Source organism: Phocaeicola salanitronis DSM 18170, assembly GCF_000190575.1.
Classification (GTDB): domain Bacteria; phylum Bacteroidota; class Bacteroidia; order Bacteroidales; family Bacteroidaceae; genus Phocaeicola; species Phocaeicola salanitronis.
In genome coordinates this window covers 2,148,215-2,172,872 of the sequence record NC_015164.1, presented here as the reverse complement: position 1 = coordinate 2,172,872, position 24,658 = coordinate 2,148,215, and the positions used below count along the sequence as shown (strand labels likewise).

The window sequence follows — 24,658 nt, the reverse complement described above, 5'->3', positions numbered from 1 at the left end:
TTTTAAGTTGTCAATTTGTTGCCTGATTAATACCTGAAACTGCTTCCGCCCAAGAACTCGCGGAGAAGCGAGGTGGGAGGCAACTGGTCATCGGGGATAGACGTGAAATAGCTCAGGAAGCGGAGGAGGCGGTTCGCTTCGGAATATGCCGCACAATTATTGGGCACCTTGCGCAAGAGCGGTTCGGCATAGTCTTTCAACACGGCAAGCTCGAAGAGCAGAGCCGAATTGAACATGGCATCGGCATTCTCCTGATAAGGGAATATCCATTTCTCTTCGCCGGCACGCACGCTTTCCCAGCGGTTGATTGTATCTTCGGCACTGTTCCCCCGGTATCTCGAGTCGCGGATGATGCGCCGGATGAGGCGGTTGTCCGTAGTGGGGATATAGTTGTGGTTATCCAGTTGGATGGTGGTGAGTGCCGATACGTATATCTTGTATTTATTCTCATCGGGGATTTGTGCGGTCAGCTCGGGGTTGAGCGCATGGATGCCTTCCAGTATCAGAATCATATTATCCTTGATGCGGAGTTTCTTCCCGCTCATCTCTCGTTTGCCCGTTACGAAGTTGAAGCGGGGAAGTTCTATTTCGTTTCCGGCTAACAGTTCTTTCATCTGCGCTTCGAAGAAGGGCAGGTCGAGGGTGTAGAACGATTCGAAGTCGTGCTCTCCGTTTTCGTCCAGCGGGCTGTCCTCGCGGTTCACGAAATAATCGTCCAGCGAGATGGGGTAGGGGCGCATGCCGTTCGTGATGAGCTGCACGCTCAGGCGCTTGCTGAAAGTGGTCTTGCCCGATGAAGAGGGTCCCGAAATCAAGACCAGCTTGACACGTTCTCCGTTCCGGTCGCGGTGGGTGATTTCATCGGCAATGCGGACGATTTTCTTTTCCTGAAGTGCTTCGGATACGTTGACCAGTTCGGTGGCAAAGCCCTTGTGGCATGCGATGTTGAAGTCACCCACGGTGGCGATACCCATAATCTCGTTCCACCGGTGGTATTCCTGAAACACTTCAAGCATTTTTTCTTGCTTCACCACGTCTTCCAGCCGGGTAGGGTCTTTCCGGTTGGGTACGCGGAGCAGCAGCCCGTCGTAGTATTTCACGATGTCGAACAGGCGGATGTAGCCCGTGCTGGGCACGAGGCTTCCGTAATAGCAATCGGTGGTGTTTCCCAGCCGGTAGTAGAACGTATATAACTGGTCGTAAGTGCGGAGCAGTTTCGCTTTGTCCATCATTCCGTGATGGAGGAACATTTCCGCCGCCTGCGCCGTGTGGCATTCAATGCGTTGGAAAGGGATGTCGGCATCGATGATTTCCTGCATCCTTTGCTTGATGCGGATAACGTCGTCAAGCCCTATGGAGCGGTCCAGGTGCAGGTCGCAATAATATCCTTTCGATACGGGGTGTTCCAGCGAGATACTTCCCTGTGGGTAGAGGTCTTCTACTGCTTTGGCAAGAATGAAGCAAAGCGAACGGAAGTAGGTGCGCATCCCCGAAGGGTTGGTGACATCGAGGAATTCTACGTCCTTGTTGTAGTACACTCTGAAGTTGAGGTCTTCTACCTTGTTGTTGACTTTTGCGCTTACTACGCCGTACGGCATATTCAGTCCGAAGCCCTTGTAAATCTCCAAAAGATTGCTTCCTTCGGGGAAACTTCTTGTTTGATTGATGTTTTTACAATATATTTGTAACATAATTGTAATACGTGTTGCATTTAATCAGAATTTGCCGTTAATTTACGGAATAAACGCCGAATGCCAATTGACATCTTAACTTAATTATAAATGGAGTATAGTTTTTATGATTTTTTAGCATTGCTAGGCTCGCTTGCCCTTTTCCTGTATGGCATGAAAATCATGAGCGAGGGACTTCAGAAATTTGCGGGTGACCGCCTTCGGAATATCCTGACAGCAATGACGACTAACCGGGTGACAGGTGTGTTGACCGGTACGCTCATCACCGCATTGGTGCAATCTTCTTCCGCTACGACGGTTATGGTCGTGAGTTTCGTAAATGCGGGTTTGTTGACCTTATCACAATCCATCAGTGTCATTATGGGTGCCAACATCGGGACTACGGTCACCGCTTGGATTATTTCGGCTTTGGGCTTTAAGGTGGATATTTCCGTCTTTGCCCTTCCGCTTTTGGCTTTCGGCGTTCCGCTTCTTTTTTCGCAAAAAAGTTCGCGCAAGTCTATCGGCGAGTTTATCTTCGGTTTCTCTTTCCTGTTCATGGGGCTTGATTTATTGAAAAAGAATGCCCCTGATTTGAGTCAGAACCCCGATATGCTGGCATTTGTGCAGAATTATACCGATATGGGATTCTTTTCGGTTATCTTGTTTGTGCTTATCGGAACGGTTTTGACGATGATTGTGCAGGCTTCTTCCGCTACGATGGCGATAACCTTGATTATGTGTGCCAATGGCTGGATTAGTTTCGAGCTTGGAGCGGCGTTGGTGCTGGGCGAGAACATCGGGACAACCATTACCGCCAATCTTGCGGCGCTTACCGCCAATACGCAGGCGAGGAGGGCTGCCTTGGCGCACCTGATGTTTAATGTTTTCGGCGTGATGTGGGTGTTAATCTTATTTAAGCCCTTCTTGAGTATGGTGGACTGGATTATTGACGATTGGATGCAGGTAAGTAATGCGGGTGGAGTTGCGGTTTCGTTCAAGCTTTCGGCGTTTCATACGTGTTTTAATGTATGCAATGTGTTGATTCTGATATGGTTCGTCAAGTTAATAGAACGGACGGTATGCAGGCTGATTCCGCAAAAGGAAACGGAAGAGGAATATCGTCTGCAATTCATTTCGGGCGGTATGCTTTCTACGGCGGAGCTTTCTCTTTTGCAGGCCCGTAAGGAAATCAATCTCTTTGCCGAACGTATTCAGAGAATGTTCGGAATGGTGCGTAACTTGCTTCATACCACGAATGAGAATGAGTTCAATAAGTTGTTTGCCCGCATAGAGAAATATGAAGGCATTAGCGATAACATGGAGGTGGAGATTGCCACATACTTAACCCAAGTGTCTGAAGGGAGGTTAAGTTCGGAAAGCAAGCTGGAAATACGCGAAATGTTGCGTGAGGTGAGCGAAATAGAAAGCATCGGGGACAGCTGTTACAATCTGGCACGCACGATGAGCCACAAGCGGCGTGCCAATGTGGAGTTTACCGATGAGCAGTATGGTCACATTGAGCAGATGTTTCAGTTGACCGATACTGCCTTGACGCAGATGATAGCTTTAATTGAGGATACACATCATGCGGTGGATGTGAACCGTTCGTTCAACTTGGAACACGAGATTAACAATTACCGCGACCAGTTGAAAGACCGGAATGTAGTGGATATCAACGAGAAGGCATACAATTACCAGACAGGCGTACATTATATGGACCTTATCGCCGAGTGTGAGAAGTTGGGTGATTATGTGGTGAATGTGGTGGAGGCGCATACCGAAACCAAGGAGAAAAAAGCCTGAAGCCTGCTAAAGATTGACTTACATCAAGAATTTGGCTGATTTGTATAAATATGTGTTGTAAAACATGACAATGTATGCCATAAAACCTGTATTTTTGTGTCGTAAAACATAAAAACAGGATAACTAGTATGCTTAAAAGGGTGAAAAAAATTCTTGTAACAGGTCTTCTGGAAATGAAGAACAACAATGTGCGTATCTGGGAAGACATGACACGTTGACAGAAGATTAGGATTTTTTTGAATGTAGGTAAAAAGTAAATGAAAATGGAATGAATAATGGAGGTTGCAGGGCGTAAAGCTTTGCAGCCTTTTTTGTTTTTTATTGCGGGTTATGCGGGGTAATAAACTTGAATGAATGTCTTCATGTTGCCATGCTGAGTGGCATGATGAATGAACATAAGTGCGATGGCTGATGCACTTATGTTAAATGACCGACGCACTTATGTTCAACGGCCGATGCACTTATGTTCATCCGAAGGAGGCATATTCCTTAAAAACGCTGTGTGTCTCTGTGGTGAGGTATCGATTAATTTTGCACACATATTTAGAGCCTGTTAAAATTTTGCTCAGGTTAATTTTGTGAATTGTTTTCGAGGATGTTTTTCTGATTTTATGAGGAGGATAGCGGGCTATCTGACGAATAAAATCGGGGAAACAGACCGGAAACAAACGAAAAAGAACCTGATAGAATATTACTTTATTGGAAAATTTAATATGAATATCCGCAAACAGCCAATGTAGGGGCGTATTGCATACGCCCTGAAGACATCCACGTGGATTAGTTGACGTATTCGGGCGTATGCGATACGCCCCTACAGGCAATTTGGCAAAATGAGGACATTCATAAAATTTAAACAGGCTCTTATTTCATCAGACCTCCTGTACTTTGCGAAGATTAACAGTTGCAAGGGCTTAATAGGCGGTTTTGTCCGTCTTATTTTCCCAGTCGGTGAAAGCTTTGAGGGCTTCTTCGGGCAAGAGGCGTTCCGCTTGCAGGCGGCGGTCTTCAGGATTCAGTTCCAGTTCTTTGTAGATGAATGCGTCATCGAATCCGATACGGGCGGCATCGTGTTTGTCGTTTCCGTAATACATGCGGTCCAGATGCGCCCAATAGATGGCTCCCAGACACATGGGGCAAGGTTCGCACGAGGTGTAGATTTCGCATCCGCTCAGGTCGAACGTACCCAGTTCCCGGCACGCTGCACGGATGGCGCTTACTTCGGCATGGGCGGTAGGGTCGTGGTCGGGGGTTACTCGGTTGGTACCTGTGGAGATGATTTCCCCGTTGCGTGCGATGACGGCTCCAAAGGGGCCTCCTCCTTCGGCTACATTGCGTACCGACAGTTCTATAGCTTTGCGCATCAATTCTTCTTTCGTCATAAGCTTTCAGGTTTAAGTTTCGTGTCCCTAAAAGTACGAAGAAAACCGCAGATTAACGCAGATTTTCACGGATTATTTTATTTTTACAGAGTCTTTCTTGCAATATTATAGTAGAACAAAATTGGTTTGCGAAAAATGGATTGGAACACAGAGACACAAAGGCACAGAGTTTTATTTCTTTGAGAGAACAGAGTTCACGGTGCAAAGTGCTGGCTTTATGATCTTTGCTTTTTCTATATAATTATTTCTCCGTGTCTCTGCGTCTCTGTGTTCGATAAAGAATCACACTGATTTTTCGCAATCCATTTCCGATTAACTATATCTGCGAAAATCTGCGTTAATCTGCGGTTCAGTGAAAAACACAAAAAAGCGGAGGCACTTTTACGTACCCCCGCTTTCTTTTTATCGGGTAAGAGATATATTACATCATGCCACCCATGCCTCCCATTCCGGGTGTCGGCATTTCGGGCTTGTCTTCTTTCTTATCTACGATGACACATTCTGTAGTCAGGAACATACCGGCGATAGAAGCCGCATTTTCCAATGCTACACGGGTTACCTTGGCAGGGTCTACCACGCCTGCGGCATGCAGGTTTTCGTAAACGTCTGTGCGTGCATTGTAGCCGAAGTCACCTTTGCCTTCACGTACTTTCTGAACAACTACTGCACCTTCCTTACCGGCGTTGGCAACAATCTGGCGCAACGGTTCTTCGATGGCACGTTTGATGATTTCGATACCGGTAGTTTCATCGGCATTATCACCCTTCAAGCCTTCCAGTGCATCGATGGCACGGATGTAGGTTACGCCACCGCCCGGAACGATACCTTCTTCGATAGCCGCACGTGTCGCGCACAAAGCATCGTCTACACGGTCTTTCTTTTCCTTCATTTCCACTTCGCTGGCTGCACCTACGTAAAGCACGGCTACACCGCCCGATAATTTGGCAAGACGTTCCTGAAGTTTTTCCTTGTCATAGTCGGAAGTAGAGTTCTTGATTTCAGCTTTGATTTGGTTGATACGGTCCAAAATGTTGTCTTTGTCACCGGCACCGTTCACGATGGTTGTGTTTTCTTTCGTGATGGTAACTTTTTCGCAGCTACCCAGCATGTCGATAGTGGCTTGTTCCAGTTTCAAACCCTTTTCTTCGCTGATGACAACACCACCCGTCAGGATAGCGATATCTTCCAGCATGGCTTTACGACGGTCGCCGAAGCCCGGAGCCTTAACGGCACAAATCTTCAACTGGCCACGCAAGCGGTTGACAACCAATGTGGTCAAGGCTTCGCTATCTACATCTTCTGCGATAACCAGCAAAGGACGTCCGCTCTGTACGGCAGGTTCGAGGATAGGCAGGAAGTCTTTCAGATTGCTGATTTTCTTATCGTAAATCAGGATGTACGGACGTTCCATTACGCATTCCATCTTTTCTGTATCCGTTACGAAGTAAGGAGACAGATATCCACGGTCGAACTGCATACCTTCTACAACGCCGATGGTGGTGTCGGTACCTTTGGCTTCTTCGATGGTGATGACACCGTCTTTCGAAACCTTACGCATAGCGTCGGCAATCAGTTTACCGATAACCGGGTCGTTGTTGGCAGATACAGTAGCTACTTGTTCTATCTTGTCATAGTTGTCGCCTACGGTTTCAGCCTTAGCCTTGATGCATTCAACGACTTTCGCTACGGCTTTGTCGATACCACGCTTCAAGTCCATCGGGTTGGCACCGGCGGTTACGTTCTTCAGTCCTACGCCTACGATAGCCTGAGCCAGTACGGTTGCGGTAGTTGTACCGTCGCCTGCATCGTCGCCGGTTTTCGAAGCTACAGATTTCACCAACTGTGCGCCGGTGTTCTGGAAAGCGTCTGCCAGTTCGATTTCTTTTGCTACGGTTACACCGTCTTTCGTGATTTGCGGAGCACCGAATTTCTTTTCGATGATGACGTTACGTCCTTTCGGACCCAGTGTCACTTTTACGGCATTTGCCAGTTCGTCCACGCCTTTCTTCAACTGGTCGCGGGCATCAATATTGAAAAGTATTTCTTTTGCCATGATTCTTCGTTTTTAATTGTTCATTATTCATTATTAATTGAGTACGGCGAGCACATCGCTTTGACGCATAATCAGGTATTTTACACCGTCGTGTTCGATTTCTGTGCCCGAATATTTGCCATATAATACTTGGTCGCCTGCTTTCAGGACCATATCTTCGTCTTTTGTGCCATTGCCTACGGCTACAACTTCACCTTGCAACGGTTTTTCTTTTGCTGTATCGGGGATGATGATGCCACCGATTGTCTTTTCTTCTGCAGGTGCCGGAAGAATCAGCACTCTGTCTGCTAATGGTTTAATGTTCATAATGTAATATTGTTTTTTGTTGTTATACGTTTTTTGTCTCGCTTGCCGAAGCAAGTCACTTTTCTTTCTACTAAAACCGTGCCAAACAGCCTGACTGACAAGTTGGCAGGAAAAGTCTGCCATCCTGTGTTAGGCTTAGGATTTATTTGGTCTGTGTGTATCCTTCGCTGCGTAATACTTCAACCAAGCGTTGCTTGAAATCTCCTTGTATCAGGATTTCACCGTCTTTAACCGAGCCTCCTGTCCCGCATTTGGTTTTGAGTAGTTTGCCCAGTTCTTTCAGGTCGTATTCCGTACCGACAAATCCTTTTATGAGGGTTACGGTTTTTCCGCCTCTTGCTTTTTTCTCGATATTTACCCGTAAAGGCTGCTTGTTTTTGTCAAGAGTTTCAGTCTCTTTTTCGCTTGCTTGTTCGTAGTGAAAGTCGGGGTTTGTGGAATATACAATATTCAGTCGGTCTTTCCAGTCGTTTTTTTTCATATAATATGTTTTAAAGTACATCCAAAGTTAAATACATTTTTCAGTATTTTGTGCATAAATTTCAAATAAATGGCGTATTTTTGCGGAAATTGAACGAAAATAGGAGCCATGACACTACAATCAGCTAAAAATACGGATAAGATTCCCGAACCTACCTTGCGCAGGCTTCCGTGGTATCTTTCGTGTGCCAAATTGATGGGAGAGAAAGGCGAAAAGTTCGTTTCTTCCACGCAAATTTCGAGGCAAATCAATATTGATGCATCGCAGATAGCCAAAGATTTGTCGTATGTGGATATTACGGGGCGTACACGTGTCGGGTATGAAATAGAACGGCTGGTGCAGGTGCTTGAGGACTTTTTGGGTTTCACCAATCTGCATCGTGCTTACTTGTTTGGCGTGGGAAGTTTGGGAGGAGCTTTGTTAGGTGATTCGGGGTTGGCGCATTTCGGACTAAAGATAGTGGGCGCTTTCGATATCAAACCCGAGTTGTTAGGGACTAGCATTAATGGGATTCCTATTTATCATACTGATGAGTTCGAAGCACGTATGCGGACGGAGCGGGTGAATATCGGAGTATTGACTGTTCCTATTTCCATCGCTCAGGAAATTACCGATAAAATGGTGGCTGGAGGTATCAAAGCGGTATGGAACTTTACGCCTTTCCGTATCCGGGTGCCCGAACACATTGTGGTGCAGAATACCTCGCTCTATGCCCATCTGGCGGTGATGTTTAATCGGTTGAATGAAATGAATACTTGAATCGAATCTTGCCACTGAAGTATGCAGAGCCTTTAATGTTTAATTTCCTTTGTGGCACTCTGTGTTTCCCAGTGGTGAAAACTTATACGAATACGGAAAATGAAGATTATAGCAGTAGGAATGAATTATCCCTTGCATTGCAAGGAGTTGCACGCTACGGAGCCTTTGCCTGAAGAGCCGGTTATTTTTATGAAGCCCGATTCGGCGCTCTTGAAAGATGGCAAGCCTTTTTTTATCCCGGACTTTTGCCGGCAGGTGGATTATGAAACCGAGTTGGTGGTGCGTATCAGCCGGTTAGGGAAAAATATTGCCGAACGGTTCGCGCACCGGTATTATGATGCTGTAACGGTAGGTATTGATTTTACGGCACGTGACTTGCAACGCCGTTTCCGCTCTGAAGGCAAGCCTTGGGAATTATGTAAGGGATTCGATAATTCTGCAGCTATCGGCGATTGGATTCCGGTGGAACAGTTTGCCACTATTCAGAATATACGTTTCCGTCTTGATATTGACGGTTGCAAAGTGCAGGAAGGGAATACGTGCGACATGCTTTTTCCTGTAGATAGAATTATCGCTTACGTAAGTCAGTTCTGCACCTTAAAGATTGGTGACCTTTTGTATACGGGTACGCCGGCGGGTGTTGGTCCCGTAACGATAGGCAATCATTTGGAAGGATATTTGGAAGACAGAAAAGTACTTGATTTTAACATACGATGAAGATACGTACAGGATTTGGGTTTGATGTCCATCGTTTGGTAGAAGGACGTGACCTTTGGTTGGGTGGGATAAAGATTGAACATTCAATGGGCTTGTTGGGGCATTCAGATGCCGATGTGTTGATTCATGCCATTTGCGATGCCTTATTAGGCGCAGCCAATATGCGTGATATTGGTTATCATTTTCCCGATACGTCAGGTGAGTTTGAACACATTGATAGCAAAATATTGTTGAAGAAGACCGTTGCGCTTATTGCTACAAAAGGTTATACGGTAGGGAATATCGATGCAACGGTATGTGCCGAACGCCCGAAGTTGAAGAACTTTATTCCGCAGATGCAGCAGGTGCTGGCAGAAGTAATGGATGTGGACGTAGAAGATGTCTCGATTAAAGCCACTACTACCGAGCGGTTGGGTTTTACAGGGCGTGAGGAAGGCATCTCGGCATACGCCGTAGCACTGATATCGAAAGGATTATAGCACCAAGCCGATGGAGAGCAGGATGCCGAAGAGGAACATGTTTCTTGATGTTTCTCCCAAGATGACGTTCAGAGCTTTCCCTTTTCCGATGCGTGCCATACGTGCGGTGGTCAGAATATGGAGGAGCAAGTAAATCTGAGGAAGAAGGCTTGCATATAATTTGCCTTGTCCAAGAAAATAAAAGCAAAGCCAGCATGCCGTAAAACCTAAAAAAAAGTAGATAATCAGTCCTGCTTTCGCTCCGAAACGGACGACTAATGTACGTTTCCCGCTAATCTTGTCTTGTTCTCGGTCACGAAAATTATTTATCATCAATAGAGTGTCGATAACCAGTCCGCTGGCGAGCGATGCAATGGTGACGGGCAGGTTCCATGTGTGCGCCATTACGTAATAAGTACATCCGACGGGTACAAAACCGAAAAACACCAATACCAGGAGGTCGCCCCAGCCCTGATAGGCAAGTTTGGTATAGAGATAAGCGAAGATGATACAGGCTATGCCCACAGGAATCATTTCCCATCCGCTATAGAAAAGAAGCCCAAGTCCGCTTGCTCCGGCAAGAATAGTGGTGAGGAGGATGCCCCGTTTCATTTCTTTTGGTGAAATCCAGCCCTGTGCACAGGCCCGTTCAGGACCTAACCGGTCTTCGCGGTCGCTTCCTTTCAGAAAATCATACAGGTCATTGATGAAATTTGCGTCTATCTGCATCAGAAAGGCGAACAGGAAACAAAGGACGGCAGGTATGGCATGAAAATGTCCGTGTGCTTCTGCTAACGCGCATCCTATCATGACGGGGATGGATGCAGCAGTCAATGTTTTGGGGCGTGCCGCCAATATCCAGGCTTGAAGGGAATTGGGTTTAACGTTTTCACTCATAATGTATTTGCTTATTCATTATTCACTTGATAAAGTCGTTTTTCTAGGATGATGCGGTACACAGCGGGATGTACGAAGTAACGGATGTCTTTCCCTTCAGCTATTGATTTCCGGATGAAAGTAGAACTGATTTCGAGCAAGGGCGTTTGTACTGCTTTCACCTGTTTTGACATAGCATCGGGGATATGCAGGCTGTATCCGGAGCGTGGATAAACCAGAATCCGATGCTTTCGGAGGATTTCTTCGGGGGACTTCCATAGGCTGAACTTTTCCCAGTTGTCTGCTCCGATAATCAGGATAAATTCCCGTTCCGGATAAGTGTCGGATAGATTCCGGAGTGTATCGACGGTATAAGAAGGGCGAGGCAGGCTGAATTCGAAATCGGAAGCTCGGAAGCGGGGATAGCCGTCTATTGCGGTTTTTACCATTTCCAACCGGATACGGTCATCCAACAGGCGGATATCCTTTTTAAACGGATTTTGCGGAGTCACAAGAAACCACACTTCGTCCAAGTCTTCGTACTCGCACAAATAATTGGCGAGGGCGAGGTGTCCGATGTGTACTGGGTTGAACGTTCCTCCGAATATTCCTGCTTTTAAATGAGTTTTTTCCATTTGAAGAAATTTACTACTTGCCATGCGGCTACTATGAACATTGCCGCGGCAATGATGTATTGTTTCAGGCTGAGGGCAAATATACCTACGGCTAAAGCGGTCAGCGCAATGAAAACCGCTACAATCATCAGGATGAGCAGGAGTTTTTTCGGGTCTTTAGGCATTGTGTGTAAGTTTTGGGTTAAACGAAACAGGTGAATCAGCTGTTTAAAAAATTACGGATGGCTTCCAGCGTTTGTGCTTCGGCTTTCTCCAATTGGTCATTTACTACGACAATGTCGAATTTCGGGGCATAGCTAAGTTCGAATTCCGCTTTGGCTATCCGGCTATTAATTGTTTCCGGTGAGTCGGTTCCTCGTCCTTCCAGACGCTTGCGCAGTTCTTCGATAGAAGGCGGTTGGATGAAGACCGATAGAGCGCGGTCGCCATAAAAGCGCTTGATGTTGCATCCGCCTACTACATCTACATCGAAAATGATGTTTTGTCCTTCAGCAAGTTGCTTTTCTACTTGCGATTTCAAAGTCCCGTAAAAACGGCCGGGATAGACCTCTTCGTATTCTACGAATTCATTGTTCGCTATGCCTTCCTTGAATTCTTCAGGCGAGAGAAAAAAATATTCCACTCCATTCTGTTCCGTACCACGGGGCGGACGGCTGGTGGCAGAGATGGAGAACCGTAAGTTCAGCCCTTGCTTTAGCAGGTAGTTGATAATAGTCGACTTGCCCGAACCCGAAGGTGCGGAGAATATGATCAGTTTTCCGTTCATAGAAATATTGTTTTTCACCACAGATTACACAGCTATTATCAATTAATTATGAAATCTGTGTAATCTGTGGTGGTATGAAATTTACATTACGTTCAGTACTTGTTCTTTGATTTGTTCCAGCTCGTCTTTCATTTGTACCACGATGTTCTGCATCAATGCATGATTCGATTTGCTTCCGGTAGTGTTGATTTCGCGTCCCATTTCTTGTGCTATGAAACCCAGCTTTTTGCCCTGACCGATTCCGTTGTCAAGCGTTTCGCGGAAATAATTCAGGTGGTTGGCAAGGCGCTGTTTTTCTTCGTTGATATCCAGCTTCTCGATATAGTAGATTAATTCTTGTTCCAGCCGGTTTTTGTCGTAATCCTTTTGAATGGTCTTTTCCAGCGCATCGGTGATGCGTTCGCGTATTTTTGTCACCCGCTCTTTTTCGTAAGTTTCCAGTGAGTGTAACAGGCGTTCAATATTGTTTGCCTTTTCACGGAATTTTTTTTCCAGTGCCGCTCCTTCTTGCTTGCGGAAGTCTACGAGGTGCTGTATCGCTTCGTCGATGGCTTGACTGGCTACGCTCCATTCTTCATCCGAGAGTTCTTGTACTTCTACCCGTGTCAGTACGTCGGGCATGCGGAGCAGTGTGGCAAACCAGTCTTCCGGCACCGGAATATGATAGGTTTCGGCAATGTGGCAGATTTGTTTGTAATAATTTTCTATGAGTGTGGCATTGATAGGGGTAGCGGTTTCGCCTGTTTCTTTTTCAATCCAAAGGGAGAAATCCACTTTCCCACGTTCCAGTGCTTTCGAAATACGATTCCGTATTTCCATTTCTTTTTCCCGATAGAGAGGGGCTATGCGTGTCGAAAGGTCAAGTGCCTTGCTGTTAAGTGATTTGATTTCGACGTTTATTTTTTTATCTCCGAATGAAACGGTCGCTTTGCCGTATCCGGTCATTGATTGTATCATACACTTTGTTTTTATAAAGTCTTGCAAAGATAGTAAATCTCTGCCAACTATCCAAATGCGCTCATGCCCTAAGTGTTAAAGTCGAAAGGCAATGGCTGCTACGTGATAAGGTGGTGCAGGATAAAAGCGCAGAGACGCAAATGTAGTATAAGGAATCATTTGCGTCTCTGTGTCTTAAGTTAAAGTTTTACGGTTGCGATTAGTTCATCGGGAGTGACCAGATGCTGTTCGCCCGTTGTCATATTCTTGAGCGTGAGCTTGCCTTCCTGCATTTCGTTCTCTCCCGCTATCGCCACGAAGGGGATGGCTTTGGCGTTAGCATAGCTCATCTGCTTTTTCATCTTCGAAGCATCGGGAAAGATTTCTGCACGAATACCTGCTTCGCGTACTTTTGCCAAGATGGGGAGTACGTAAGCGGTTTCTGCTGAGCCGAAGTTAACGAATAATACTTGTGTGCTTGCCGAAGCGTCCTTCGGATAGAGGTCGAGTTGGTTCAATACATCGTAGATACGGTCGGCACCGAAAGAGATGCCTACGCCTGATACGCCCGGTAAACCGAATATGCCTGTCAGATTGTCATACCGTCCTCCTCCGCTGATGCTTCCTATTTGTACGTCGAGCGCCTTCACTTCGAAGATGGCTCCTGTATAGTAATTCAGTCCACGCGCCAAGGTGAGGTCAAGTTCCACTTCCGAACGGATGCCCAGTCCTGCAATCGTATTCAGGATGAATTCGCTTTCTTCTACTCCTTTCATACCCGTTTCACTCAAAGCCAGCGTCTGTTTCAAGGTGGCGAGCTTTTCTTGGTTTGTCCCGCTCAACAGGATGATGGGCTGGAGCTTGGCGATGGATTCTTGTGGGATACCTTTCGAAGCCAGTTCGGCATTGACGTTCTCCAATCCGATTTTGTCTAGTTTGTCGATAGCGACGGTAATATCTGTTATCTTATCTGCCTCACCGATGATTTCAGCTATGCCGCTCAGGATTTTTCGGTTGTTGATTTTGATGGCTACCCGTATGCCGAACTTGCAGAATACAGTGTCGAGCATCTGCACCAGTTCCACTTCGTTCAAGAGTGAATCGCTTCCCACTACATCGGCGTCGCATTGGTAAAATTCACGGTAACGTCCTTTTTGCGGACGGTCGGCACGCCATACGGGTTGAATCTGGAAACGTTTGAAGGGAAAGGCGATATCATCACGGTGCATCACTACGTAGCGTGCAAACGGTACGGTGAGATCGTAGCGTAAGCCTTTCTCGCAAAATTTGCAGGCGAGTTTGGCTGCATTGCGTGAGAGCAGTTCTTCATCGGTCAGTCCTGAGAAGTAATCGCCCGAGTTCTGTATTTTAAATAAGAGCTTGTCGCCCTCGTCGCCATATTTCCCCATTAAGGTGGAGAGGTTCTCCATAGCGGGGGTTTCTATCTGTTGGAATCCGTAGAGGCGGAATACCTCACGGATTGTACTGAATATATAATTGCGTTTCGCCATCTCTTCCGGCGAAAAGTCTCTGGTTCCTTTGGGTATGCAGGGTTTTGTTGCCATAATAAAATCGGTTTAAAGTTTAGCGGTGCAAAAATACGGAAAAAACCGTTACGTTAAATATAAAATGTCCTTACTCGCGGCGGTTAGTGAAAATCAGGATATAATATATTAAGGTGGCGAGCGAGCCTAGTGCGGCTACTACATACGTATATGCTGCCGATTTCAAGGCATCGAACGCCTGAGATTGGTTGTAATTGTTGGTCACTCCTGCACTTCTCAGCCATACCAAAGCGCGTCGGCTGGCATCAATTTCCACAGGAAGGGTAATGAAACTGAACAAGGTGGTCATCGCAAAAAGGCAAATGCCAATCAACATCAGTTGGGGGAAAGTATTGATGAGGAACATTCCTGCCAATAACACCCATTGCACGATGGAAGAAGAGAACTGCACTACGGGAACTAATGCCGAACGCATCTGAAGCGGAGCGTAGGCTCGTGCGTGTTGTACAGCATGTCCGCATTCGTGTGCGGCTACAGCTGCCGCGGCTATGCTGCAGGTATTGTACACTCCTTCGCTGAGGTTGACGGTTTTATTGGCTGGGTTATAATGGTCAGTAAGCATTCCCGGGGTACTGGTTACCCGTACATCATAAATGCCGTTGTCGCGCAACATCTTTTCGGCAATCTCTCGTCCGGTCATTCCGTTGGAAAGTGCCATACGTGAATACTTGTCGAATTTACTTTTCAGGTTGGCTTGCACCAGATAGCTGAGAATGGCGATGCCGATAAATAAAATCCAATACATCATATAATTCAATTCTTTAAAATGGTTTTCAGGAAAACTTACAAATACTTTGCCAAATGTAGGGAAAAAACAAAGAAAAATCAATCTGTCAGCTGTTAATTGAGGATTATTAAGGCATCAGGCAAAGATATTTGTACTTTTTTTGAAGATTCCTTTGCAGATTCAGAAAAAAGACATACCTTTGCACTCGCAAATCAGAAATGATGGCAAACAGGTTTGATTCGCTAGCTCAGCAGGTAGAGCACAACACTTTTAATGTTGGGGTCTTGGGTTCGAGCCCCAAGCGGATCACTTTTAAAGGATTGAAATCCAAGCGGTTATCTAAAAATAGGTAATCGCTTTTTTGTTTATATGTTGGTTTTGAACGTTTGGTTTAAATCAAGATGCAAACAGGTTGTAAGTTGTTTTAATACAATATTGGATATATTTTCTGATATATGAAGATGCTGAAGAGGAAAAGCTGTCTGACGTTTTGCAAAGGTCAGGCATATGGATTGTTGGATTCCGAGTAAAACAAATGGGAGATTTATACAGGATTGGTGAACAAATCAGAATAAGGGGCTGAAACTTTTAATAAAGACATAGGTGTATATCCGCTGAGCTTCTTAAACTCGCGTATGAAGTGCGATTGGTCGGAATAGCCGCTTGTGTATGCTATTTGTGCCTGGCTAATTTCTTTGCCCGTTTGATGCTGCATTTGTGCCAAAGCCTTTTGGAATCGGGCGATACGGGCATATTCTTTGGGATTCATGCCCACCAATGAATGGAATAACCGTTCAAACTGTTTTTTGCTTAGACAGGTAATGGAAGACAATTCGGTTACGGTTGTTTGAGGAAAACTGTATATCTGCCGTATAGCAGCATCCATTCTCTTGATGTTATATGAAGTTTCGGACAAGTTGTTGGCAATTTGTGACAATAACCATTTTTCGATATAGTTTATACAGACAGAATTATCTTCACAACCGGATATTCGTATAGCCAGTTCATTCAATTTCTTATTTTCCAAGCTATAGCCGGAAACCTCTTGGTTGTAGAAAAGCGATGTGGGTAAATTCAGAAACAGACTCATCGTGTGAGGGTGGAATACCACCACTATCATTTCTACGTTTCCGTTTGCATATAGGTGTGACGGGAAATTAACCTGACCGCTGATAGCCAGTCTGTCTTGGGTCGTGTTTAGTTCAGGGATATAGAGCGGTGTCTGTTTATGAAAAATGATTTGAGGACAACCAATAGGAAAAGTAAGGGTATTCAGCGGTTGATTGCTTTTGAATACCCAATAATACCTGACGTAAGGTTGCAGTAACTTACATGGCTTGTAAAATTTGAAATCCTCTAGAATCATTTTACAAAGGTAAGGCTTTTGCCGTTTCTTATTGATTACGGGTAAAAATATAGCTGCAAGTTATTGCATTTGCAGCTATATTTTTAATCTATCGACGTGACTTAGTCTTTGTCTATTTTCAGGATGCTTCCGGTTTCGGGATTGAAAATGACGCGGGTATTGACTTTTTTAAATAAATCGTTGACCAATACTTCGGTTGTTCCGAATTGTGTGATAGGCAATTCAGCTTCAAAGCATGTCTTTCCCTGGTAGCTGACCGTTACTTTCCCTTTGCCCGGAATATTGTAGATAGCCCCTTCCAGTTTTTTCTTTTTCTTATTGTCTTCAGTAACAGTGGGGAGCGGCACGGTGCTTTTCAGGTTGATGTAGATAGGCTCTCCCGCTAAATCTTCGGCTGGAAGGACGCCTAAGGAACGGGAAAAGCGCAGTGCGACTTTATCGGTAAGTCCGTCTTGGGGGACGATATGGGCGGTGAACACTTTGTCTTCACGGTCGGTCGTTCCGGTAAAGAGCTGGGTCAGTGCTTTTTCCTGTGTGTCCAGGTTGTCGATAACCAATTGAAGGGAAGCCCCGTCTTTAGGCATGGCATCTGCCTGTCCGCGTAAAATCAGGTTTTTGCTTTCCCGGATGTTATAGATTTCCTTGGCGGTAAGGTCTGCCATCTTGGCGGAAGACCCTGCCAGCAAGATGTCCTCGGTCATGTATCTGCGTGGGTTCTCGTGCTTTTGCGGCTTTTCGAGCACGTATTCCATCGGCATTTTTTCGGGTGCGGAAGTGTTAATCGCTTCAATCAGCCCTTCTTCGGTCAGTTCCACGTTGCTCATGCTGCTTTTGTCCTTCAATTTGACGAGGTAGGCTTTTGTAGAGTCGGGCACTCCTGCGGAACGTACTTCTATTTGCTTGATTTCCCAATACGTTTCCGGTTCGGGACTTACGTTGTTCATCCGTAAATACTGGTTTGCGTATTGGCATAATTCTCCGGGATGATACGTGACGCGTGTGGCTATCACGTTTACTTCCAGCATTGTTTTCGGCAGGAAATAGACGATGCCTTCGTCTTCGCCCGGAAGGTACGGGCTGATGTCTTGTGCGGCGATGGGCGCCGTGCATGCAAGGAGGCTTAGCGCAAAAACGTTTTTTTTCATATTACGTCTCATTATTTGATTTCTGAAAGAATTTTCCATGCTTCGGGTAATGCGTCAATGATGTCGCCGGCGGTCAGAGAGATTTCTCCCATGCGCCGGCAGGCGATGTCGCCGGCAAGTCCGTGGATATATGTCCCCAGGCGTGCGGCGTTTTCTTGCGGGTATCCTTGTGCCAATAGGGCAAGGATGATTCCAGTCAATACGTCTCCGCTTCCTCCCGTAGCCATGCCCGGGTTTCCCGTAGGATTGAAATAGAATTTCCCTTCGGGGGTGATTACCGCCGTGTAGGCGCCTTTCAATACGATGTAGCATTGCAGGTAAGCGGCAAGCTCTTTGGCTTTTGTCAGCCGTTCGAAGCTGTTGTTGCACTTTCCGATGATGCGTTCCAGTTCGCCTATATGCGGGGTGAGGATGCTTTGGCGGGGCAGGCGGTTCAGGTAATTGCGGTGCGAGCTTATGATGTTGATGGCATCCGCGTCCAGTATGGCGGGGATATAACAGTCTGCAAGCTGGTCGAAGGTGGCAAGTGCCGTTTCTTCTTCCTGGCCGATGCCCGGTCCGATGGCGATGGCTTGGTAGTTGTCGAGGTCGACCGGTTCGGCGAAGTAATGTTCATGCACGTCGTTCTGCACCATGGCTTCGGGTACAGCCGTTTGCAGGATGTCGTGGTTGCATACGGGAGTGTGTACGGTGAGCAGCCCCACTCCCGAGCGCAGGCAGGCGCGTGCCGCCAGGATAGAAGCCCCTGCCATTCCGTTTGAGCCGGCTATAAGCAGGGCGTGTCCGAAGTTGTTCTTGAACGCGAAACGCTTTCTCGACCTGATGAGCTGGCTCACGTCTTGCGCTTCGGTAATATAATAAGGTGTATCTGCCTGCGCGATGAATTCGGGGCTGATGCCAATGTGAAGCAGCTTCCATTCGCCTACGATGTCTTCGTTCTCGGGGAAGAGGAAGGCGAGTTTGGGAAATTGTATGCTTAGGGTCAGGTTTGCCCGGATGATGTTGGCGCGGGCGTTGTTCGAGTTGTCTTCGCCCATTAGCCCTGAAGGAAGGTCGATGGAGACCACTTGCGCGCTGGAGGCATTGATGTATTTTACTACGGATGCGAAGCCGCCGCTCAGAGGCTTGTTCAGTCCCGAGCCGAACAGGCCGTCTATTACTACGTCTTCGGCTTCCAGTTTGGGGGGCTCGAAGCTGTTGCTAATCTCGTGATAAGCCGTGAAGCCGCATTCCTGAAGGCGTTGGATATTGGTCATGCAATCTTCCGAGATTGTACCTTTGATATTGAACAAGTAGACCTCCACATCATAATTTTTCGTAAACAGGATGCGTGCGGCAGCTACGGCGTCTCCACCGTTATTTCCCGCTCCGGCAAACACGATGATGCGGTGCGAGCGGTCCCAGCGTTTACAGATTTCATCGGCGACGAGCGATGCCGCTTTTTCCATCAGGTTAATGGAAAGTATGTTGTTGTTGGCGATGGTATATGCATCCGCCTCTTTCTGTTGTGTACAAGTAAGTATTTTCATCTTTATGTCTTAATAGCTGTTTTGCGGGTAAAAGTACAAAAAAAGTACAGAAGTTTGAGGGAAAATTCGTAATTTTGTCCCAATTTTATAAAGCAGTATCAGTATGGATGTTATTCAGATCAAGGAAAAGCAGTTTAAAACGTTTATTCCGGAAGCCGATATCCTGAAGGAGGTAGAGCGTGTGGCAAGTGAAATCAATCGGGATTTGGCGGATGCCAATCCGCTCTTTATCAGTGTGTTGAACGGCTCTTTTATGTTTACTGCCGATTTGATGAAACGGCTTACGATACCTTGTGAAATCTCATTCGTAAAGCTGGCTTCGTACGAGGGAATGTCTTCCTCCGGGAAGATAAAAGAACTGGTAGGGCTGGGCGAAGACATCGCTGGGCGTACAGTGGTAATCGTGGAGGATATTGTAGACACGGGCTTGACGATGCAGCGCCTGCTGGAAACGCTTCGCGCGCGGAATCCGAAGGAAATCCGGATAGCCACGCTGCTGGTGAAGCCCGACAAGCTGAAGGTGGATTTGGATATTCCTTATGTGGCGATGCGTATCCCGAACGATTTTATCGTAGGATACGGGTTAGACTATGAAGGTTTCGGGCGCAACTATCGGGACATTTATTCCGTAGTAGAGTAATCGCATTTTTTATTGTATTATTTAATAATAAGGTAAACAAGATGTTGAATATTGTAATTTTTGGAGCTCCGGGTTCGGGCAAAGGGACTCAGAGCGCGCGTATTGTAGAAAAATATGGCTTGAACCACATTTCTACGGGAGATGTGTTGCGTGCCGAGATAAAGAACGGGACGGAGTTAGGCAAGACGGCTAACGAATACATAAGCAACGGCCAGCTCATACCCGATGCCTTGATGATTGATATACTTGCAAGTGTGTTCGATAGTTTTAAGGACAGCAAAGGCGTTATCTTCGACGGTTTCCCCCGCACCATTGCGCAAGCCGAAGCCTTGAAGAAGATGTTGGACGAACGCGGGCAGGAAGTTTCAATCATGTTGGATTTGGAAGTGCCCGAAGACGAACTGATGGTCCGCCTGATCAAGCGCGGGCAGGAAACCGGACGTGCCGATGATAACGAAGAAACCATCAAGAAACGCCTGGTGGTGTATCATTCGCAGACCGCTCCGCTGATTGACTGGTACAAGAACGACGGTAAGTACCTGCACATCAACGGCTTGGGCACGATGGACGGGATTTTTGCAGACATCTGCAAGGCGGTAGAGAGCCTGTAAGGCGAATAAGTTTTTAAGTTTTTGGGTTGATAAGTTTTTAGCGGCATGACTCGGAAACTTAAAAACACTTGTCACGCCGGATTTGCAATCCGGCGTAATGAAAGAATCGGATTTATAATCCGAAACCATTTACTGACAATGCGGATTGCAAATCCGCAAAGGTTTGATTACGCTGGATTGCAAATCCAGCGTGACAAGTCAAACTCAATAACTCACAAACTTAAGAACTTACAAACTCAATAACTTACATCGTATGGCTGAATCGAATTTTGTAGATTATGTGAAGATATATTGCCGCTCCGGCAAGGGAGGGCGCGGGTCTGCACACTTGCGTCGGGAGAAGTACATGCCTAATGGCGGTCCCGACGGGGGAGACGGCGGAAGAGGAGGTCATGTGATTTTGCGGGGAAACCGCAACTATTGGACGTTGCTCCATTTGAAATACGAGCGCCATGTATTTGCCGAGCACGGAGGAAACGGCTCGAAAAGCAGGAGCTTCGGGAAAGACGGTGCCGATAAGATTATCGAAGTGCCCTGCGGGACGGTGGCATACAATGCCGAGACCGGCGAATACGTGTGCGACATTACCGAACACGGGCAGGAAGTGGTGCTCTTGAAAGGCGGCCGTGGAGGCTTGGGAAACTGGCATTTCCGCACGCCCACCCGTCAGGCTCCCCGTTTTGCCCAGCCGGGCGAACCGATGCAGGAGATGATGGTGATATTGGAGTTGAAGCTGCTTGCCGATGTCGGTTTGGTGGGATTTCCCAATGCCGGCAAGTCGACCTTGCTTTCTACGATTTCCGCAGCCCGTCCGAAGATAGCCGATTATCCTTTTACGACGCTCGAGCCAAACCTGGGCATCGTGTCTTATCGCGACGGGAAATCGTTTGTGATGGCGGATATTCCGGGCATCATCGAAGGGGCGAGCGAAGGGAAAGGGCTTGGCTTGCGCTTCTTGCGCCATATCGAGCGCAACTCTTTGCTGCTGTTCATGGTGCCGGGCGATGCCGATGACATCCGTCATGAATATGATGTGCTGTTGAATGAGCTGGCGAAGTTCAATCCCGAAATGCTTGACAAGCAGCGCGTGCTTGCCGTTACGAAGTGTGATGTGCTCGACGAGGAGCTGATGGAGATGCTGAAGCCGACGCTTCCCGAAAATGTGCCCCACGTGTTTATTTCTTCCGTTACGGGCATGGGCATTCAGGAATTGAAAGATATCCTGTGGACCGAATTGAATAAGGACAGCAATCAGCTGGAGGGCTTGCGCCACGCCTCGATTGTGCACCGCCCGAAAGACATCAGTGCGTTGTCTCAGGAATTGAAGGAAATGGGCGAAGACGAAGACTTCGGATATGCGTATGAAGAAGACGATGACGACTTCGATTATGAATACGAGGAGGAAGATTGGGACGATGAACCGGAAAAATGACGGACGGCTGACCAGCGATAAAAGAATGTTGAAATACGGTTTGACGGAATTGTATTCCAACATTTTTTGTTTCTCTACGACCCGTCATGGAGGGTATAGCGAAGGGGCGTACGCCACATTCAATTGCAACGCCTATTGCGGTGACGCTTGCGATGCCGTAAGGAAAAACCGCGGGTTGCTTTGCTCGTTGTTGCCCGAGGACGCCGGATTGCTGATTCCGCACCAGGTACACGGAACGGAAGTGCGGGTGATAGACGAGGCTTTTTTGCGGAAGCCTGAAAGCGAAAAGGCGCGTCTGCTCGAAGGGGTGGATGCGCTGGTGAGCGATGTGCCGAAAGCCTGCCTGTGCATCTCTACCGCCGACTGCATCCCCGTGTTGTGCTATGATGTCCGCCGCCGGGCGATAGCCGCAATCCATGCCGGTTGGCGCGGGACGGTGTCGCGCATCGTAAGCAAAACCTTGGAAAAGATGCGTCAAGCCTACGGGACGGAAGGGAAAGACGTTTGCGCCTGCATCGGCCCCGGCATTTCGCAAGAAGCGTTCGAGGTAGGCGATGAGGTCTGCGAGGCGTTCCGCCGGGCAGGCTTCGATATGGAGCGCATAGCCGTCCGTAAAGAGAAGTGGCACATCGACTTATGGGAAGCCAACCGGATGCAGCTCATGGCTTTCGGCATAGAGCCGTCCCGTATCGAAGTGAGCGGCATCTGTACGTATACGGATAATGAAGACTTTTTCTCCGCACGCAGGCAAGGCACCGCTTCCGGGCGGATATTGTCGGGCATAATGATGTGTTGAGTTTTAAGTATATAATGTGTCTGCTCAGAAACGCAGATTAACGCAGATTTTCGCGGATTATTATTTTTTTGGGTCACGCCGGATTTTGGTCACGCCGGATTTGTAATCCGGCGTAATGAAAGCATCGGATTTGTAATCCGAACCCAATAGCTGATAATGCGGATTGCAATTGGCTTCGCCGACCTACGGTTCCGCAAGGGCTTGATTACGCTGGATTACAAATCCAGCGTGACATTGGAAACTTACAAACTCAAAAACTTACGAACTCAAAAAAACTTATGCAAATAGAAGTATCAGACGAATTACGCCGCGCATGGCCTCAGTTCCGGGGAGCGGCAGTATTTGCTACGGTAAAGAATTCGGCTTACAATGCCGGATTATGGAAACGGATTGACGAGTTTACCGCCCTGTATCGCGCGAAATATACCGTCGATTCCATCAAGGAAATGCCTGCCATTCAGGCCACCCGCCAGGCTTATAAGAAATGCGGGAAAGACCCCAGCCGCTACCGCCCTTCGTCCGAGGCGTTGTGCCGGCGCATCTTGCGGGGCATCCCGTTGTATCAGATTGACACGCTGGTCGACTTGATAAACCTGGCTTCTATCTATAGCGGGAATTCGATAGGAGGTTTCGACCGCGACAAGATTCAGGGCGACCGCCTGGTGCTGGGTATCGGACGGGCGGGCGAACCATACGAAGGCATCGGCAGGGGCACGCTGAACATCGAGGGCATGCCGGTCTACCGGGATGCGGCGGGCGGAATCGGTACCCCTACCAGCGACCACGAACGGACAAAGATGAGCATCGGCACCACGCACGTGTTGGCGATAATGAATGCGTATGGCGGGAGCGAGGGGCTGGCCGAATCCGTCGATTATATGGTAGGGCTGATGAAAGAGTTTGCAGAGGCCCAAGACATAGAGATTGTTTATTTTGAATAAAATGAATATCCGCATTTTACCTAATTGAATAAAACCCAAAACCTATGGATATAGAGAAAATTTTAACGGAAAGGATTGTCTTTAAGGGCGCCGCTCCGAAAAAGAAGAAAGAAGAGAAAGTAAAGACAAAGGCAAAAAAGAAAGGCTATATCACCGGTGCGCACGGCTCCGGTTCGGCAAAGATGAAGGCGGAATACCGCCGCCGCCGTGCCAACCGGCATAAAAACGGTTGACCGGATGCATGCATTCCTCCGCGTCTCCGGAAGAAAAACTTTGTCGAAACGTAATGATTTCTGTGCAATATCGCCGTTTTTTGTTTTGCATACCGATTAAAAGCCTTATATTTGTTCTATGCAAAACAAACTAAAATGATAAGCGTATGAAAAAGTTATTTCTGTTAGCGGTATGTATGTTGTCGATGCTTACGGTGTCGGCACAGATGAGGCCGACGATGATGTTCGAGGTGGGCATCGGCATGAGCGGCTGGACGGGTGATGCGGCAAAGGGTTCGAATGCGTTGTTCAATCCGCGTGTCGGAATATCGGCAGATATCCCGTTGAACGCATGGTTCTCTTTCCAGCCCGGGCTGAGCTGGGTCTCGAAGGGGGTTAAGTCGGACATTTCTTCACAAGGCGTAAACAGCGATGTGCAGATAAACCAGAATTATTTTCAGGTTCCCTTGATGGCGGCGTTCCACATGCGCGCCACCGATAATTTTGATTTGGTATTTACGGCAGGCCCGTATATCGCCGTAGGCGTAAACGGTAAAACGGAAGTTGATGTGGATGACATGACTATGTCATGGAAAACGTTTAAGGATGGAGATGTCGGCGGGACTCAAATTTGGGACGGCTTCCGCCGCTTCGATGCCGGTATCGGAATCGGTGCCGCGCTCGATTTCCCCCATTGGATAGTGGGCGTGGATGCCGATTTCGGCTTGTGCAGGCTTTATAAGGACGGCCCGCGTAATTATGACCTCTTCTTCAGCGCAGGCTTCAAGTTCTAATCCCTTTCGCTTTCGGATGATGCTTGTTACGCCGGATTTTGTAATCCGGCGTAATCGC

General features: G+C 47.3%; 26 protein-coding genes and 1 tRNA gene. 12 read left to right on the top strand and 15 right to left on the bottom strand.

What is annotated here, in order from left to right; translation table 11 throughout:
- Positions 1-26 precede the first annotated feature (26 nt).
- Positions 27-1,700 carry a nucleoside kinase gene (locus BACSA_RS09355; protein ID WP_174490728.1) on the bottom strand — a complete coding sequence of 558 codons (1,674 nt, stop codon included), beginning with the start codon at positions 1,698-1,700 and terminating at the stop codon, positions 27-29.
- 81 nt (positions 1,701-1,781) lie between these two features.
- On the opposite strand from BACSA_RS09355, the gene BACSA_RS09350 reads away from it, so the two are divergent.
- Complete coding sequence (locus BACSA_RS09350) at positions 1,782-3,476, top strand: Na/Pi cotransporter family protein (RefSeq protein WP_013617862.1); 1,695 nt, start codon at positions 1,782-1,784, stop codon at positions 3,474-3,476.
- Positions 3,477-4,387: 911 nt separating this feature from the next.
- On the opposite strand, the gene BACSA_RS09345 is transcribed toward BACSA_RS09350, so the two are convergent.
- From BACSA_RS09345 to BACSA_RS09330, 4 genes are all read right to left on the bottom strand, one after another.
- Positions 4,388-4,855 (bottom strand): nucleoside deaminase, encoded by a 468-nt coding sequence (locus BACSA_RS09345; RefSeq protein WP_013617861.1) that lies wholly within the window; start codon positions 4,853-4,855, stop codon positions 4,388-4,390.
- A gap of 421 nt (positions 4,856-5,276) precedes the next feature.
- Positions 5,277-6,908: a chaperonin GroEL gene (groL, locus tag BACSA_RS09340; RefSeq protein ID WP_013617860.1), complete on the bottom strand. Its 1,632-nt coding sequence runs from the start codon at positions 6,906-6,908 to the stop codon at positions 5,277-5,279.
- Positions 6,909-6,941: 33 nt separating this feature from the next.
- Positions 6,942-7,214 carry a co-chaperone GroES gene (locus BACSA_RS09335; RefSeq protein ID WP_013617859.1) on the bottom strand — a complete coding sequence of 91 codons (273 nt, stop codon included), beginning with the start codon at positions 7,212-7,214 and terminating at the stop codon, positions 6,942-6,944.
- A 142-nt stretch (positions 7,215-7,356) separates the two neighbouring features.
- A complete protein-coding gene (locus BACSA_RS09330; RefSeq protein WP_041584334.1) occupies positions 7,357-7,695 on the bottom strand; it encodes a translation initiation factor in 339 nt (112 codons plus the stop codon).
- A gap of 108 nt (positions 7,696-7,803) precedes the next feature.
- Between BACSA_RS09330 and BACSA_RS09325 the strand changes: the two genes are divergently transcribed.
- From BACSA_RS09325 to ispF, 3 genes are all read left to right on the top strand, one after another.
- Complete coding sequence (locus tag BACSA_RS09325) at positions 7,804-8,454, top strand: redox-sensing transcriptional repressor Rex (RefSeq protein WP_013617857.1); 651 nt, start codon at positions 7,804-7,806, stop codon at positions 8,452-8,454.
- A gap of 99 nt (positions 8,455-8,553) precedes the next feature.
- A complete protein-coding gene (locus tag BACSA_RS09320) occupies positions 8,554-9,171 on the top strand; it encodes a fumarylacetoacetate hydrolase family protein (RefSeq protein ID WP_013617856.1) in 618 nt (205 codons plus the stop codon).
- The gene (ispF, locus tag BACSA_RS09315; protein ID WP_013617855.1) at positions 9,168-9,650 is read left to right on the top strand and encodes a 2-C-methyl-D-erythritol 2,4-cyclodiphosphate synthase; all 483 of its coding nucleotides are present in this window, start codon (positions 9,168-9,170) and stop codon (positions 9,648-9,650) included. The genes BACSA_RS09320 and ispF overlap by 4 nt, the downstream gene beginning before the upstream one ends.
- Here the strand turns inward: ispF and menA are convergent.
- From menA to BACSA_RS09280, 7 genes are all read right to left on the bottom strand, one after another.
- Complete coding sequence (gene menA, locus BACSA_RS09310) at positions 9,645-10,526, bottom strand: 1,4-dihydroxy-2-naphthoate octaprenyltransferase (protein WP_013617854.1); 882 nt, start codon at positions 10,524-10,526, stop codon at positions 9,645-9,647. The genes ispF and menA overlap by 6 nt on opposite strands.
- Before the next feature lie 11 nt (positions 10,527-10,537).
- Positions 10,538-11,140 carry a nicotinate (nicotinamide) nucleotide adenylyltransferase gene (gene nadD, locus BACSA_RS09305; RefSeq protein ID WP_013617853.1) on the bottom strand — a complete coding sequence of 201 codons (603 nt, stop codon included), beginning with the start codon at positions 11,138-11,140 and terminating at the stop codon, positions 10,538-10,540.
- Positions 11,122-11,304 (bottom strand): hypothetical protein, encoded by a 183-nt coding sequence (locus tag BACSA_RS09300; RefSeq protein ID WP_013617852.1) that lies wholly within the window; start codon positions 11,302-11,304, stop codon positions 11,122-11,124. The genes nadD and BACSA_RS09300 overlap by 19 nt, the downstream gene beginning before the upstream one ends.
- A 35-nt stretch (positions 11,305-11,339) precedes the next feature.
- Positions 11,340-11,906, bottom strand: a complete 567-nt coding sequence (gene gmk, locus BACSA_RS09295) for a guanylate kinase (protein ID WP_013617851.1) — start codon at positions 11,904-11,906, stop codon at positions 11,340-11,342.
- An 81-nt stretch (positions 11,907-11,987) separates the two neighbouring features.
- Positions 11,988-12,863 carry a YicC/YloC family endoribonuclease gene (locus BACSA_RS09290; protein WP_013617850.1) on the bottom strand — a complete coding sequence of 292 codons (876 nt, stop codon included), beginning with the start codon at positions 12,861-12,863 and terminating at the stop codon, positions 11,988-11,990.
- Between the two features lie 179 nt (positions 12,864-13,042).
- On the bottom strand, positions 13,043-14,407 hold the full coding sequence (gene hisS / locus BACSA_RS09285) for a histidine--tRNA ligase (RefSeq protein ID WP_013617849.1): 1,365 nt from the start codon (positions 14,405-14,407) through the stop codon (positions 13,043-13,045).
- Positions 14,408-14,477: 70 nt separating this feature from the next.
- Positions 14,478-15,155: a zinc metallopeptidase gene (locus BACSA_RS09280; RefSeq protein ID WP_013617848.1), complete on the bottom strand. Its 678-nt coding sequence runs from the start codon at positions 15,153-15,155 to the stop codon at positions 14,478-14,480.
- Positions 15,156-15,370: 215 nt separating this feature from the next.
- On the opposite strand from BACSA_RS09280, the gene BACSA_RS09275 reads away from it, so the two are divergent.
- A tRNA-Lys gene (locus BACSA_RS09275) sits at positions 15,371-15,443 on the top strand.
- 235 nt (positions 15,444-15,678) lie between these two features.
- Here BACSA_RS09275 and BACSA_RS09270 read toward each other — a convergent pair.
- The 3 genes from BACSA_RS09270 to BACSA_RS09260 form a co-directional block, all read right to left on the bottom strand.
- Positions 15,679-16,500 carry a helix-turn-helix domain-containing protein gene (locus BACSA_RS09270; protein WP_013617847.1) on the bottom strand — a complete coding sequence of 274 codons (822 nt, stop codon included), beginning with the start codon at positions 16,498-16,500 and terminating at the stop codon, positions 15,679-15,681.
- A 101-nt stretch (positions 16,501-16,601) separates the two neighbouring features.
- Entirely contained in the window at positions 16,602-17,645 is a 1,044-nt protein-coding gene (locus BACSA_RS09265; RefSeq protein WP_013617846.1) for a DUF4831 family protein, read from the bottom strand.
- A gap of 11 nt (positions 17,646-17,656) precedes the next feature.
- Positions 17,657-19,174: a bifunctional ADP-dependent NAD(P)H-hydrate dehydratase/NAD(P)H-hydrate epimerase gene (locus tag BACSA_RS09260; RefSeq protein ID WP_013617845.1), complete on the bottom strand. Its 1,518-nt coding sequence runs from the start codon at positions 19,172-19,174 to the stop codon at positions 17,657-17,659.
- Positions 19,175-19,277: 103 nt separating this feature from the next.
- Here BACSA_RS09260 and hpt point away from each other — a divergent pair, with 103 nt between their 5' ends.
- From hpt to BACSA_RS09225, 7 genes are all read left to right on the top strand, one after another.
- Entirely contained in the window at positions 19,278-19,814 is a 537-nt protein-coding gene (gene hpt / locus BACSA_RS09255) for a hypoxanthine phosphoribosyltransferase (protein WP_013617844.1), read from the top strand.
- 41 nt (positions 19,815-19,855) lie between these two features.
- Positions 19,856-20,425, top strand: a complete 570-nt coding sequence (locus tag BACSA_RS09250) for an adenylate kinase (protein WP_013617843.1) — start codon at positions 19,856-19,858, stop codon at positions 20,423-20,425.
- Positions 20,426-20,678: 253 nt separating this feature from the next.
- Complete coding sequence (gene obgE, locus BACSA_RS09245) at positions 20,679-21,857, top strand: GTPase ObgE (RefSeq protein WP_013617841.1); 1,179 nt, start codon at positions 20,679-20,681, stop codon at positions 21,855-21,857.
- Positions 21,841-22,653: a peptidoglycan editing factor PgeF gene (pgeF, locus tag BACSA_RS09240; protein ID WP_013617840.1), complete on the top strand. Its 813-nt coding sequence runs from the start codon at positions 21,841-21,843 to the stop codon at positions 22,651-22,653. The genes obgE and pgeF overlap by 17 nt, the downstream gene beginning before the upstream one ends.
- A gap of 278 nt (positions 22,654-22,931) precedes the next feature.
- A complete protein-coding gene (locus BACSA_RS09235; protein WP_013617839.1) occupies positions 22,932-23,594 on the top strand; it encodes a B3/B4 domain-containing protein in 663 nt (220 codons plus the stop codon).
- A 44-nt stretch (positions 23,595-23,638) separates the two neighbouring features.
- On the top strand, positions 23,639-23,827 hold the full coding sequence (locus BACSA_RS09230; protein WP_013617838.1) for a hypothetical protein: 189 nt from the start codon (positions 23,639-23,641) through the stop codon (positions 23,825-23,827).
- Between the two features lie 146 nt (positions 23,828-23,973).
- Positions 23,974-24,600, top strand: a complete 627-nt coding sequence (locus BACSA_RS09225; RefSeq protein ID WP_013617837.1) for a porin family protein — start codon at positions 23,974-23,976, stop codon at positions 24,598-24,600.
- Positions 24,601-24,658 lie beyond the last annotated feature (58 nt).